Source organism: Pedobacter sp. GW822-FHT03F06, from assembly GCF_058801365.1.
Window position 1 is genome coordinate 383,688 of the sequence record NZ_JBXANE010000001.1, and the last position, 15,033, is coordinate 398,720.

At 38.5% G+C, this 15,033-nt stretch carries 12 protein-coding genes; 2 read left to right on the forward strand and 10 right to left on the reverse strand.

The annotated features are described in order from the left end of the window. Positions 1-86 precede the first annotated feature (86 nt). A complete protein-coding gene (locus tag AC1RJ8_RS01515; protein ID WP_492952103.1) occupies positions 87-1,295 on the reverse strand; it encodes a glycosyltransferase family 87 protein in 1,209 nt (402 codons plus the stop codon). Between the two features lie 298 nt (positions 1,296-1,593). Between AC1RJ8_RS01515 and AC1RJ8_RS01520 the strand changes: the two genes are divergently transcribed. Then, positions 1,594-1,818, forward strand: coding sequence for a DUF3606 domain-containing protein (locus AC1RJ8_RS01520; protein ID WP_029280094.1), 225 nt, complete (start codon positions 1,594-1,596; stop codon positions 1,816-1,818). A gap of 9 nt (positions 1,819-1,827) precedes the next feature. Here the strand turns inward: AC1RJ8_RS01520 and AC1RJ8_RS01525 are convergent, their stop codons facing one another. The 8 genes from AC1RJ8_RS01525 to AC1RJ8_RS01560 form a co-directional block, all read right to left on the reverse strand. Then, entirely contained in the window at positions 1,828-2,985 is a 1,158-nt protein-coding gene (locus AC1RJ8_RS01525; RefSeq protein ID WP_492952102.1) for a serine hydrolase domain-containing protein, read from the reverse strand. Positions 2,986-3,050: 65 nt separating this feature from the next. Next, on the reverse strand, positions 3,051-3,512 hold the full coding sequence (locus AC1RJ8_RS01530) for a VOC family protein (protein WP_492952101.1): 462 nt from the start codon (positions 3,510-3,512) through the stop codon (positions 3,051-3,053). 522 nt (positions 3,513-4,034) lie between these two features. Further along, the gene (locus tag AC1RJ8_RS01535; protein WP_492952100.1) at positions 4,035-4,865 is read right to left on the reverse strand and encodes an aldo/keto reductase; all 831 of its coding nucleotides are present in this window, start codon (positions 4,863-4,865) and stop codon (positions 4,035-4,037) included. 176 nt (positions 4,866-5,041) lie between these two features. Continuing rightward, entirely contained in the window at positions 5,042-6,475 is a 1,434-nt protein-coding gene (locus tag AC1RJ8_RS01540) for a TolC family protein (RefSeq protein WP_492952099.1), read from the reverse strand. After that, on the reverse strand, positions 6,468-9,638 hold the full coding sequence (locus tag AC1RJ8_RS01545; RefSeq protein WP_492952098.1) for an efflux RND transporter permease subunit: 3,171 nt from the start codon (positions 9,636-9,638) through the stop codon (positions 6,468-6,470). The genes AC1RJ8_RS01540 and AC1RJ8_RS01545 overlap by 8 nt, the downstream gene beginning before the upstream one ends. A 21-nt stretch (positions 9,639-9,659) precedes the next feature. After that, positions 9,660-10,742: an efflux RND transporter periplasmic adaptor subunit gene (locus AC1RJ8_RS01550; protein WP_492952097.1), complete on the reverse strand. Its 1,083-nt coding sequence runs from the start codon at positions 10,740-10,742 to the stop codon at positions 9,660-9,662. Positions 10,743-11,350: 608 nt separating this feature from the next. Next, complete coding sequence (locus tag AC1RJ8_RS01555; protein ID WP_492952096.1) at positions 11,351-11,854, reverse strand: hypothetical protein; 504 nt, start codon at positions 11,852-11,854, stop codon at positions 11,351-11,353. Between the two features lie 11 nt (positions 11,855-11,865). Further along, entirely contained in the window at positions 11,866-13,065 is a 1,200-nt protein-coding gene (locus AC1RJ8_RS01560; protein ID WP_492952095.1) for an SGNH/GDSL hydrolase family protein, read from the reverse strand. A gap of 321 nt (positions 13,066-13,386) precedes the next feature. On the opposite strand from AC1RJ8_RS01560, the gene AC1RJ8_RS01565 reads away from it, so the two are divergent. Further along, positions 13,387-13,524 (forward strand): hypothetical protein, encoded by a 138-nt coding sequence (locus tag AC1RJ8_RS01565; RefSeq protein ID WP_492952094.1) that lies wholly within the window; start codon positions 13,387-13,389, stop codon positions 13,522-13,524. Between the two features lie 64 nt (positions 13,525-13,588). Here AC1RJ8_RS01565 and AC1RJ8_RS01570 read toward each other — a convergent pair whose 3' ends face one another. Next, positions 13,589-15,001, reverse strand: a complete 1,413-nt coding sequence (locus AC1RJ8_RS01570) for an aminotransferase-like domain-containing protein (RefSeq protein WP_492952093.1) — start codon at positions 14,999-15,001, stop codon at positions 13,589-13,591. Positions 15,002-15,033: the final 32 nt, after the last annotated feature.

The following is a 15,033-nucleotide window of genomic DNA, read 5'->3' on the forward strand; positions in this document are numbered from 1 at the left end:
TATAAAACAGCCGAATAATAAAAAAGGTTTTAACAGCCATTTTTATAAACGGATATTAAAACCTTAAAAAAAATAAAATTTAAAAGTTAATCTACCAGTGCTGTAACCATCTCTGCTTCTGTTTCTTCTTCATGAATGAGTTTATTGTTTATAGCGATATAGATAACCCTCAACCAAACCAAAAAATAAGGAAAACTAATGATAGATAATGATAAACGATGTGCTTTTGCAAAAGTTGGAAAAAGTAGCAAAGGGAAATTGCAGGTAATGAAAAGTAAAATTGGCAACAATACATTTTTCAGCACTTTATTATTTTCTTTTACATACCAAATGCCCACACCAGTTATAGAAATGATAAACGTACAATCTTCTGCTCCAGTACTAAACAATACAGGAAACAGCATCACTGAAGAAAGAATCATTAATTGAAACTTACCTTTCGAAAAACTTGCTATACGACTAAAAGGCAACATAAATAGCAAAGAACCGATGGTTATAAAGAATAAATTAGAAATCCTTGGCTGATCTAAAAGTTGCCTAAAGAAACCCATAATCGAAATATCTCCTCCACCAGAAACATTAATCATATTTTTCCCGACCAGTGAGTTTTTCCAATCGATATAACTTTGCACAACAAAATCAGGAGTGGCAAACAACATTGGCAATAAGAATATCACGAGAGACCACATGATTAACCACAACACAAAAACTGGTTTTTTCTTAGAAAAAAAGAAGAATACTAAACCCACAATGCCATAAAGTTTAATAAATGTACCCAGCACAATACAAAGCGCAGACCATATTCCTCTTCCTTTATTTATTTGCGTATAACTCAATATCATTAAGGCCGCGGCACCAGCATTAAACTGCTGGTTGAGCATCGATTCTATTAAACAGGGAATGGCAATATAGCCGATAACTATCTTTTTATCCTCACTTAAGGGTAAAGTTTGAATAGCTTTAAAAAGTAGGAAACAATTAAACAGGTTCCAGAAGAGCAAGCCAATCCAGTTATGCATTAAGGCAAATGGAGCAATTAAAACACTAAAAATAGGCCCATAATGATTGGCATCTTCATGATAAGCTGGGTACCATGCATAAAGAGATTTTTGTTGAAGAAGATTCCTGAAGGTATTCTCAAAAATGAGATAGTTATTATACCGATGTGTTGCCCAAGAATCTATTACAAAAATAAGTGTAATCAATACCCAAAGAAATAACACAAAACGATTGTCCTGATAAAATTTTGTGCGTTGGAATATTTTTGAAGCGTTAGTTAGAAAATGATTTAACATTTGTAAAAATTACATTACAATACAATAATAAAAATGCTAATTGAGAATTCCTAATGTTTTGTAAAGAAAATGTTACTCTTTTTCGGTGTAAAATAGCATTCAAAAAGAATAGGCCTAAATCGATTTTTAAGACCGGTTTTGCAATCGGTTCAGGGTAATTAAGGGTTTTCGCTTCATAATCATTAACAAAAAAGCTTTAGCACAGTTATATTTGATCATCTATAAGCAAAACTCCAAAACCAAACCAGAATTATTGGTGTTTATATCACATATTAACTAACCAAAAATCAGTAAAAAGATGGAATATCAAATTAATTCGATGAATGCCCGGAAAGAGTTTATTGAGATTGCAGATGAGCAAGACCGCAATTACTGGGCTGCAAGACTAGGTGTTACAGGTGAAAAGCTAAAATCGGTGGTTAAAGCTATCCAGAGCATGGAATTTTCTATTGTTAAAGAATATCTGACCATGGAAAAAATTAAATCTGGAAATGCTTATAAACGTTTTCTTAATCCTTCATAGGTTTAAAGATTAATTTAGATTTAGTTTAATAAATGCCTGATACAAACTGTTGATAGCTGCCCTGCTAAAATCAGGAAAGCCTTCAGTATAGGTAGCATTTATACCATTCGTAATAACAACAAAGCCGAATTTTTCTTTTGGATTAAAAAACATGGTGCTGAACAAACCATAAGCTGAGCCAGTATGTCCTTTCAGTTTTACCCCCGGGATAAGCTGATCTGCAGTCCTGATGGCCAGGCCATACCCTTCATCATCGGTTAAGGCAGTCTGCATCTTTTTCGCACTCTTTTTAGTGATTATCTTAACACCATTTGATGTGCCATAATTCATGTGCATAATCATATACTTAGCTAAATCAATAGCCGAAATTTTCATCCCGCCTGTTGGCGAAAAAACTGGCGTACTATAACCCATAATGTAATTTGCAATTTCTGTTCTTCGTGGCGCATACGCTGTTGGCGACGGTGTATAAGTTTTCGTATCGGCATGATATTCGTATAAATTAACAAACCGCGTGCTATCTAAAGAGTCGACGCAATAGCCTGCATAAAGTCCTAAGGGCTTCAACACATGTTTTTTTACATAATTATCGAAACGCTCACCCGATTTTTTCTCGATGATGGTACCAATCAGGTTAAAATTAAGATTGCAATAATCGAATTTGCTTCCTGGGGCATAATCATTATAACATTTGGCCCAGTTTGGGTTTTTATCCGGATTGATCACGTCGAGATTTAAATAGCCCTGAGAATCGTTTAAACTTGAAGTATGTGATAAAGCCATTTTTAGGGTGATTTTCTGATCCGGAAATTTTGGATTTCTGATTTTAAAACCCACGAGATCACCAAAATCATCATCTAAAGAAATCTTGCCCGCTTCTACCAGCTGCATAATCGACGTTGCCGAGAAAGATTTAGAAATCGAAGCGATTCTGAAAATATCCTGATCAGTTAAAGGCTTTTTATTTTCTAAATCTTTTAGTCCAAAAGAGTGGCTATAAATAATCTTACCTTCTTTTACCACCGCCACAGCAGCACCAACCGCATTATATTTCTCCATTACAGCTTTAAATTCTGCTTCGGCATTAGCATTTTGAGCTTTTAATTGCTCAACTACACCAATGATTAAAAAGGTAATACAAAAATATTTCAGGAATTTTAGTTTCATAAGTTTAGTAGATAAAACCTTAATATAAGGGATGGTGCAAAACAAATCTGCAGGTAGTGAAAAATTTACTTAGCATCGTTTACTTCTAACCAATGCCCATCGGGATCTTTGAAATAAATTTGTTTTACGCCATCTACACGCAAAGTAATTCCACCTTTCTTTCCTGGCCAATCCTCGAAACTGATATTTTTGGCATTTAGCTTTTTTACAAATTCATCAACTGATGGAACACTGAAACACAAATGCCCGTTTTTATCAAAAACCTCATTCCCTTTTGCCCCCTGGATTAAATGCAACTGTCCGGCTGGTCCTAAAGTAAACCAGGTATGGCGGTTATCTTTAAAAGGTTCGGGAATGATTTTAAGGTTAAACACACTTTCGTAAAAAGTTGTTGCTATGTTTAGATCAGCTACATAAACAGCGATATGATTTAAAACAGCAGGTACATTTTCGGGTTTATTTTGCGCCATGGCTTTTTGAAAAATGATAGAAAATAAAATGATGGTAAACAGGAAGATTTTTTTCATGTTTAAATATCAAACTTATAAAGGAATAATTTTAATAAAAATTAACATTCTTTGGCAAGGATAGGATATTTAACCACAGATAAAAGGATACACACAGATAATGCATTTAGTTAACTATTTTATAAGGAGGATGCTTCGACTCCGCTCAGCATGACAAGTGCGTAAAAATTCAAAAGCCAGACCGTCATCTTCTGCAGTAATTCGGAGTGTTCCAAAGGAACTCCTTCGGAGGAGAGTCTTTGAACTTGATCATTCTATACAGTAAAGCCCCTAAAACAAGCTCAGGATGACGAAACGAGTTAATGTATTCATGCTAAAAATTTACCTTGCGGCGCTTTCGGGTTCTTTGCTGCGCTACCATTGAATGATTTCAACAAAAAAATCGTCATCTCGACTGGAGCACAGTCCCGACATTAAGTCGGGAGAGAGATCTATGTAGACAGATTTTGCTTCGCAGAGCCTTCTGGTTCTCGACTGCGTTACACTTCGCTCGAAATGACGATCGCGGGGAATTTTCCGTTCTTATTTTGCTAAACTTTCAAATTCTGCATCAGTTAATTCGATCTCTGCAGCTTTTAAGTTTTCTTTTAAATGCACAATAGATTTTGTTCCAGGTATTAACAGGATGTTTGAAGATCTTTTTAATAACCAAGCCAATGCGATCTGTGCTGTAGTGGCCTGATGTTTTTCGGCTATTGCTTTAATTTTATCTTCTAATTTTGCGGGGCCAGAAGCCAGTGGATACCAGGGAATAAAAGCCAAACCTTGTTCAGCCGTAAAATCTAATACACTCTCCCACTGCCTATTGGCCAGGTTATACATATTTTGAACCGATACAATTGGCAAAATATCCTGTACCTGTTTGATCTGATCGATGGTTACTTCAGACAGGCCAACATATTTTATTTTACCCTCTTTTACCGCTTCTATAACTGGTGCAAGGGTATCGGCCACATTAACTTTAGGGTCAATGCGATGCAGTTGCCATAAATCAATCGAGTCTACTTTTAAACGCTGTAGACTTCCTTCAATATCTTGCCTGATTTTTTCAGGGTTACCATTCGGAACCCAATTGTTGGGACCTGGTCTGTCAAAACCACCTTTGGTAGCAATAAGGAGATCATGTTTGTAAGGATGTAGTGCATCAGCAATTAAAGATTCGTTAAATTTTGGTCCGTAAGCTTCTGCGGTATCAATAAAATTAACACCATTTGCTACGGCTTCCTGCAAAACTTTTATTGCATTTTCGCGATCTTCCACTTCGCCAAAAACACCATTACCTGTTAGCTGCATTGCACCATAACCTAAACGGTTAATTTCTAATTCGCCTAATTTAAATGTTGTATTTCCCATTTGCTTTTAGATATGATAATAATTTCTATATGATAAAGATAAACCCTAAGTGTGTGGCTTTGTTTTTAAACTAATTTTTATGATAAATAAATGAATAAAACAAAAAGGCTACTCCGATAACCCGAAGCAGCCTTAATAGAAATATAACGATAATATGAATTGCGATTATACTTTACTTAATTCCATCCCCCACCTAAGGCGTGATAGATATCTACCACTGCATTTAACTGTTGTTTTTTTGTTTCGATCAATTCTAATTTTGATTGCAAAGCATCACGCTGGGTCATCAACACTTCGAAATAATCAGCCCTTGCCGATTTAAACAAATCGTTAGAAATATCGATTGATTGGGTAAGTGCTGCTACCTGTTTCGATTTCAGATCATAGCTTTTTTGCAGGTTACTGATCTTTGACATCTGATTGGCTACTTCAATATAACCGTTCAAAATGGCTTTTTCGTACTCAAATACAGCCTGCAACTGTTTAGCGTTTGCAGTTAAATATTCGGCCTTAATAGCATTACGATTAATGAGCGGTCCGGCTAAATCTCCCGCTAACGAGTAGATCAACGATTCGGGCGTTCTCAATAAATAAGATGGATTAAAAGCCTGGTAACCGATGGCAGCAGAAATACCCAAGGATGGATAAAACTGTGCTTTAGCTACTTTAACATCCAACTTAGCGGCTGCCAATTCGAACTCTGCCTGTTTAATATCAGGGCGGTTGGCCAGCAACTGCGAAGGTAATCCAGACTGAACGATTGGCGGTACCAGATCTGTAAAACCCGATTTATCCCTGATTATGGTTTGAGGGTAGCGACCTAATAAGAAGTTAATCTTGTTTTCTGTTTCGGTAATGTTTTGTTGGATATCAAATTCCAGACTCTTAGAATTTAGCACTTCAGCCTCAAATTTACGTACGGCAAGTTCTGTAACCCTAGTGGCCTGTTTCTGTATTTTCATCAGCTCCAGCGCATTGCTTTGTAAGGCTATATTCTTTTTCACAATATCCAGCTGGTTATCTTCCGCCAACAATTCGTAATATGAATTTGCAACTTCAGCTATTAGGTTGGTGACCACAAAATTTTTGCCTTCTACAGTTGCTAAATAATGACTTATGGCCCCTTTTTTCGCATTGCGCAATTTGTGCCAGATATCGGCTTCCCAATTGGCCTGTAAACCGAAACGATAATCAGGCAATACCTCAGGCACTTCTTTACCGGGTGTAATTTCAGTAGAAGCATCGCCAGCACCCGAACTGGTGTAGCGACCAACCTTATCGAAGCCCGCACCAACGCCATAGGTTACACTTGGTAAAAGCTCCCCTTTTTTAGCCTTGATTTCGTTTTTAGCAATCTCGATATCCTGAAGCGTAATATTTAGCTCCTGGTTATTTTTTAATGCGGTATCGATCAGGTTTACCAGATTTGGATCAGTAAAAAACTTACGCCATTGTATGCTGGCTGTACTTACAGTATCCTGCGCACCACTAAAAGCGGCAGGAACATTTTTATTTTCGGTACGTTGGGCCACTTCTGGCAATTTACATGCGGTATATGCGGCACATATCAGCACTAAACCAAGGCCTTTATAAATATTTTTCTTAAACATTATCTTCTACTTCTTCAGTTAATGGATGTTCTTCTTCAATTTTAATCAGCTTATGTCTCGCCGCTATTGTTCCAAATATGTAATATAATCCCGGAATAATAACCACCCCGAAAATGGTACCGAAAAGCATACCTCCGGCAGCAGCCGATCCAATGGTTCTGTTACCTATTTTTCCAGGTCCTGATGCAATCATTAATGGAATTAAACCTGCAATAAAGGCAAAAGAGGTCATTAAAATCGGACGGAAACGTACGCTGGCGCCTTCCATTGCGGCCTTTAATACCGTTGCTCCCTGCGCATGCCGCTGTGCAGCAAATTCTACAATCAACACGGCGTTTTTACCGAGTAAACCAATCAGCATTACCATCGCAACCTGTGCATAAATGTTGTTTTCCAATCCTAATAATTTTAAGAATAAGAAAGCCCCAAAAATACCCGCTGGTAGAGAAAGGATAACCGAAAGCGGCAAAATAAAACTTTCGTATTGTGCTGCCAGAACCAGATAAACGAAGCCCAAGCAGATCAGGAAGATATAAATGGCTTCATTACCTCTCGATACTTCATCTTTTGATATACCAGCCCAATCGATGCCAAATCCCCTTGGAAGTGATTTCTTGGCTACCTCAGTAATGGCCTTGATGGCTTCACCAGAACTATAACCCGGGGCAGATTGTCCGCTAATCTCCGAAGCATTATACATATTGTGTCTGGTAATTTCGGATAAACCATATACCTTACGCATTTTGATAAAAGCCGAGAAAGGCACCATTTCATCGCGGTCGTTTTTAACCGACAGTTTTAAAATATCTTCCGGCAAAGCCCTGTATTGAGGCAATGCCTGTACAATTACTTTATATTGGTGATCGTATTTAATAAAACTGGTTTCGTAATTACTACCTACAAAAGTGGACAGTGTGTTCATCGCGTTATCGATACTCACTCCTTTTTGCTGTGCGATATCGTTGTCGACATCTAACATGTACTGAGGAAAACTTGCACTGTAAAAAGTAAATACTGAAGATAGCTCTTTACGTTTATTTAGCTCCTTTACAAAATCGTTGGCAACGGTTTCCATTTTTTTGTAATCGCCGCTACCTGCTTTATCCAGTAAACGAAGCTCGAAACCGCCCGCAGCACCATAACCTGGAACGGCTGGCGGCTGGAAAAACTCGATAGTTGCACCCGGAATAGATTTCGATTTCTCTTCAAGTTCTTCAATAATCTCTACTGCTGAGTGTTTCCGTTCGCTCCAATCTTTCAGGTTGATTAAACAGGTACCCGAGTTTGATCCCGTACCTTCTGTTAGAATTTCGTATCCAGCCAAAGACGAAACTGACTTTACGCCATCAATATCTTCGCACATTTTCTGCAGTTTCTCTGAAATCTGGTCGGTACGTTCTAAAGTGGATCCCGGAGGCGTTTGGATAATGGCATAAACCATCCCCTGATCTTCGTTCGGAATAAAACCTGATGGTACACTTCCGCTTAGTCCCCAAACACCCAAACAAAAGGCTACCAATATACCGAAGGTTAATATTCTGCGGCTTACTACTTTGGTTAACACCAGTTCATACTTACCGGAAAGCTTGGCAAAACCATTGTTGAAACCGTCTAAGAAGCGATCAATAATGGTTTTCTTTTTCTTCGATCCGTGGTTATTTTTCAACATAATGGCACACAGCGCAGGCGTAAGTGTTAAGGCCACAATACCCGAAAGGATAATCGCCGTTGCCATGGTGATCGAGAACTGGCGATAAAAAATACCTACCGGCCCCGACATAAAAGCTACCGGGATAAATACCGATGCCATTAAAAAGGTAATGGCGATAATTGCACCTCCAATTTCTTTCATAGCCTGCTGTGTGGCTTTCAACACAGAAAGTTTCCGATCGTGTTCCATTTTGGCATGTACCGCTTCAATTACCACAATGGCATCATCAACCACTACCCCAATGGCCAACACCAAGGCGAACAAGGTAATTAAGTTAAGTGTAATGCCAAAGAACTGCATAAACACAAAGGTTCCGATTAAGGATACGGGTACTGCAATAGCGGGAATAAGCGTTGAACGCCAATCTCCAAGGAAGAGGAATACCACTAAACCAACCAGGATAAAAGCTTCGACAAGCGTGTGGATTACCTTTTCAATTGAGGCATCGAGGAATTTAGAAACGTCGTAACTTACTTCATAATCTAAACCTTTAGGAAATGAGCTCGATTTGATTTCGGCCATTTTCGCTTTTACATCTTTAATTACCTGACTGGCATTACTTCCGTACGATTGTTTCAATACGATAGCCGCAGAAGCCTTTCCGTTTAACGTAGAGTACAAATTGTAAGCAGAAGCACTAAAATCTACATCGGCCACATCTTTTAAACGAAGTAATTCGCCGTTAGCACTTGCTCTTAGTACAACATTTTCGTATCCTTCTTTCGTACTAAAGCGCCCTGAATATTTTAACACATACTCAAAGGCCTGAGAGCGTTTACCAGAACTCTCACCCGTTTTACCTGGAGAAGCTTCTAAACTTTGCTCATCAAGCGCTTTCATTACCTCATCAACAGAGATTTTATAAGCCTGCATGCGGTCGGGTTTAAGCCAGATCCGCATGGCATAATCCCTATCACCCAAAATATCGGCAAAACCTACACCATCAACCCTTTTCAACTCAGAAAGTAAGTTGATATCGGCATAATTGTACAGAAAGTTTTGGTTCATTTTAGGGTCTTTACTGTACAAATTAATGTACATCAACATGTTAGACTCCTCACGGGTGATTTTTACCCCCTCACGAACCACTAAAGGCGGAAGTTTATTGGTAACAGCTGCTACACGATTCTGTACGTTAAGCGAGGCTTGATTGGGATCTGTACCTAAGTTAAATACAACCTGGATGGATGCTTCACCATCATTACCGGCATCAGAGGCGATATATTTCATTCCTGGCACACCATTAAGCGCACGTTCGAGCGGAATAACCACGGATTTAATCAACAATTCGTTATTTGCCCCTGGGTACTCTGCCGTAATATTAACTTTAGGCGGCGAAATAGACGGGAATTGTGTAACCGGCAGATAGCTGATGGCCAACACCCCAAGAAACACAATGATAAGCGATATTACTATAGAAAGGACAGGCCTTTGTATGAATTTACTAAACATAAAATAAGTATGGAGGGTAGATTATTCAGTTTTCAATCTTAATTGTTTCATCACTTCTTGAGGCTGCTGGAATTTGAAGGCAATTTTATCATCGTCTTTAACTTTCTGTACGCCTTCAAGCAAGATTTTATCGCCAGTGGCAATGCCATCACCCACGATGTATAAATCGGGCAGATCGCCCGCAATCGTAATTGCTCTGGAATGTACTTTGTTATTTTTATCAATCACAAAAACATAGGTTTTATCCTGGATATCGTAAGTAGCTTTTTGTGGGATTACCAAGGCATTTTTTAAAGGCACTACCATCTGGATTTTACCAGTTTCACCATTCCTAAGCAAGTTATCAGCATTATTAAACCTGGCTCTAAAAGCGATGTTTCCTGTCTCATTATCAAATTCGCTCTCGATCACTTCAACCTTACCTTTCGATTTTAACAGCTCATTATTTGCCAACAACAGGCTAACTTCTTGCTGGCCTTTTGCTTTTGCTGTACGCTGGTAGTTTAGGTATTCTGGCTCAGATACATTAAAATAGGCAAAAACCTGACTGTTATCTGAAAGACTGGTTAATAACGCACCTTCATCAACCAGGCTCCCCAGTTTTAAAGGAATACGATCTATGGTACCATCAAAAGGTGCTCTGATTTCGGTATTTGATAAATGGAATTTGGCTAACGAAGTTTCGGCATTTGCTGATTGCAGCTTGGCTTTCGCCATAGCCAGTTCGTTTTTAGAAACGATGTTTTTATCAGACAGTAATCTGGTATTTTCGAGTTCAATTTCTGCCGATTTAGTTTCTGCCTGTGCTTTCAACAACTCAGATTGTGCTGCTTTAGGCATAATCTTAAACAACAGCTGACCTGCTTTTACATGCTGACCTTCATCTACATAAATATTTTGTAGATAACCCTTTTCCTGGGCCCTAACTTCGATGTTCCGAACAGATTTAATCTGCGAAACATATTCCTTGGTAAACGAAGTATCCATTCTTAACGGCGTGGTTACCGCATAAGTAGCTACTTCTTCTTTTTCTTCTTTCTTCGAGGTACAACCCGTTACGTAAAGCAAAGTACACAAGCCTAAGCACATGACAACTCTTTTCATTTTTTTTTGTTGAATGGTTTTAATCTGATTTATTTTTCTCTAATTAGCTTCCCTTGGCAACCAATTTATGATGAAAGTAGCCTACAACTGATGTGCAGATACTTAATTGATTTCAATAAATTATGGTTACGCAATGATTTAATTCGAAAGCGAAATAAATACAGATTTATGAAGTTATAATGAAGTTGAACTTCAGGTTTGGATGAGGGAAATTACGTTTCGCAACGAAAATTGACGTTTTTAGACTATAAACCGATCAATTAAGAACGTTTTCGTGCAGAATAATGAATTACCGAATGAATTTAGACGATGAAATATGATTTATGCTATCAAAACTTCAATTTTTGTCGTTTAAAGATATTTTTCAGATCATTACCAAATTGGATTTATTGACTGTAAATTAACATAAGCTTAATTACTGAGGCTGTTATGCTGAGTGCAATGTCATTAAGTTAAGTACAGCTATCTCCATGTGCAGTCAGATGTTACCATCTGACTGTCGACCATTAAAAAAGGGAATAGCTAGAATAGTTTTTAGTGTCAGTTGGAAACAACTGACACCACAATTAGCCTTGATATCTTAATGATCTGCAAGACGCTAACGAAAATCACTTATTAAAGTAGCCCTTAATTACCGAGAAAACATAAATCAAAATTACCCAGCCTGCTATTACAAATTTTGGCCATGCAATAAAATCTGTTCGCCAAAATTCGGCCAGATTTCCTGGGTGATGGAAACTGTGTAATAGCCTTATATTCTCAATAATATCCAGCAATCCAATCAAGAATGCCAGCAATAAATTAAGCCGCAGCAATTCATTTAGCCAATTTGTTTTTTCTCTTTGCATTTGCGCGTTGGATAACGTCATAATAAGCACTACGTAGATCAAAATAAACATAAAATCGAGGTGTGTATTCTTTTGGGCTACGTTTAAAAGGGTTTGGTCGCCATAAAGCGTATCACTCCAAAGTGCAACAATTTCTACTCCTGTATCTTTATTGGCGAGCTCTAAGTTGATCATTCCTTTTCCACTGAAGCGCTGCAGGATATTTCCTTGAAAGGCCATCACACCACAAACGATGATAAATACTAAAATCAATATCTTTTTCATTTCTGGCCTCCTTACTGTTGTTTTACAACTTCTACAACTGCACTTCCTTGTTTATTTGGGTTGTTAATACAATGAATAAAGGCTGCTGCTGTTTTTTTGAAATGTTTGGGCAATGGATGCAATTCATCGGTCCAACCATTTTTGCCAACAGATCCTCTTGAATCGATATGGAATACCCGATTCTCACCTAACATTTCACTAAAAATGCGACCGATATCAATCATCATTTCGTTAAAGAGGTATATCATGGCATAAACAATTTTGCGCTGATCTTCGGGATCGTAAATACCCCTCAGCTGCAAGGGCGTTTTTAACCATCCTCCGTGGCCGAGAAAGGTTCTGGCAAACAGCCGATACCATTTGAGTGGATTATATCCTGCTATCTTTTTATCGCTTGGTATGGCGTAATCGTAACCTTGGGTAATAATCTGTATGCCGGGGAACTTACCATTTTCGCCCTCACCTCCAGTGAGAATCCCATTTATAATGAAATAATATTGGAGCTGAAAAAAGGCCAGCAAAGCATAAAAATCTTTGGATATGAACTGGGTACCACGTTTAAAATCTTCTGGTTTATCGGGTGGATTAGCAGCGTTTTGATAGAGGTATTTCGCAAATGCACTATTTTCAAATTCGTTAGAGTCTCCTTTATGTGTAACCATAGCTGCTATTCTCCGGTTTCCAACCAGATCGTTTCCGCCCCCGCTAATGATAAATACATCAGGCTGCAGTGTAGAAAGCTGCTCAACATATTTTTTGGCACTAAGCATATTCATCAGCCAATCACCACCAGAAGCCAGACTATAAACGGCCATATTCTCTTCCATAGAAACCCAGTCGATCACATCACTTAAAAGAATCGGATAGTTAAACCACGAATCGCCCTCAACTACCACTACCCTGTTTTTAAGACCGTTGTGTTTGGCCATATGTTTCCGGAAATTATTTTTTACCTTTTTTATAAAACGGCTATTGCGCTGACTGTTTTTTAATGCATCTACTTTAGCCATAACAGGCGCTAATGCAGCTATTTTTCGTACTTGCTCCAGATTAAGATCGTAGATATGCTGAATAATTTCAGAAAGATCAAACTCATTAATTTCAGGCCTCAGTTCAATAAGTTCGCTAACCGAGATATTGTTATTGAGCAGTTTGCCAATCAGACATTTCTTTATAGCAGGATCCATTACTTTTCGATCGGTGTATATCATTTTCTTTTTATTAAAATATATGTTTAGCAAGAGACATACTGATATAATAGTTAATCAATCAGAAAACACTGTATTCCATTGGAAACTAATTAGGTAACTGTTGTAAATATGTAAATATAACATAACGCCATAGGGATTCCAATACCGATTATTGGATATACTTACTAAGTGTAGTTAAAAATAAATATTGCACCGAATAGGTTAAGGTTTAAAATATCTTCCTTAACATTTAGGCAACAGTAAACTTACATTAAAGGATTACCTTCGCTCACACAAAACCAGCCTTTCTATGTTTCAATAAATAGATTAAAGCGGTACAACATGGAGAACGAAATACAGTCTGACAGGGATATCCAGTGCGAGTTCCTGAATATTTTTAAATTTATATGGGCAGCTTGCGGAATAGTGCCTTTAGGCGAAACGCCAAGCACTCCTGAGTCAGACAATGTAAACCTTTAATCAAGCGCAGTATATCGGCATTAAGCTATAACTGCCCATAACTTCAGCCGAGACCATTATTCGGTTACATCATTTTTGCCAGATTACCCAATTGTTTCAGTTTAAATTTAAGCTCATTAGACCATGGAAGGCCGATACAGAGGCGGATACAGTTCTGATATTGATCTTGCAGCGTAAACATCGGGCCTGGGGCAATGCTGATTTTTTGTTTCATGGCCAGTTCATACAGTTTTATGGCATCAACTTCTTTGCTAAATTCTATCCATATAGCCAGTCCACCTTGCGGCCGGGTTGTTTTAGTACCTTCAGGAAAATATTCTGTAACCGCATCGATATAATGCTGATAGTTGTACTGTAAGGTGCGACGGAGTTGATGCAAATGGCGATCATACCGACCGGTTTTTAGAAAATTGCCGACGGCCTCATGAATAAGAGAAGTTGAAGCAAGGGCATGTACCAGCTTTAGCTTAAGTAGCTTTTCTTTATACTTTCCGGGAGCTACCCAACCTACACGGTATCCTGGCGCCAAGGTTTTCGAAACTGCACTACACCACAGTACATTACCTTCTGTATCAAATGATTTACAGCATCTTGGTCGTTGCGTACCGAAATAGAGATCGCCATAAATATCATCTTCAATAAGCGGAATATTATTTGCTGCCAAAAGCTGAACAACTTCTTTTTTATGCGCATCGGGCATGCAACTACCTAACGGCGTATTAAAATTGGGAATCAACAGGCAAATATCAATTTTCGATACCACTTTCCTAAGTGCATCTATCTCAATGCCCGTAACAGGATGCGTGGGCAATTCGAGTACTTTTAAGCCTAAACTGATTACCAGTTGAAGAATTCCGGGATAACAGGGACTTTCTATGGCCACAGTATCGCCTGGTTTGCCCAAAGCCATCAGGCAAAAAGACAATGCATTCACTCCACCGGCAGTAGTAATCAGATCGTCTTCATGAAGTTTTCCTCCCCAGCCCAGCGATCGTACTGCAACCATTCTGCGTAATTTAACATTGCCCTGAAGTGGTTCATACGCTGCTCCCCCTTCTTTAAGGGACCGTGTAGCATAAAGTATCTCCTTTTTGAGTTTTGCCAATGGTAACAGGCTTCCTGATGGAACACCAATTGAAAAAAGGGTTAAATCATCCCGGCCAATGCTAGAATACACCTGCGTACTCAGTTCGCTCGGCTCATGGTGATTTGCAATTAGTGAGGGTTTACTAACTGCAGGTAGCGGAAGCCGGTCTACCCTGCTGTTGCTTACAAAGAAACCCGATTGTGGCTTAGCTTCAACCAACGATTGTGCTTCCAGTTCCAAAAACACACGTTTTGCCGTATTCATGCCTACTGCATATTCTTTGCAGAGCATTCGAACAGAGGGAAGTTTATCTCCCGATCGCAGAATACCATCCCTAATTTGTGTGGCAATTCCGCTTGCTATTTCATTGTACCTGTAAACTTTCTCCATAATCAACAAACTGTATCCATACAAATATACAA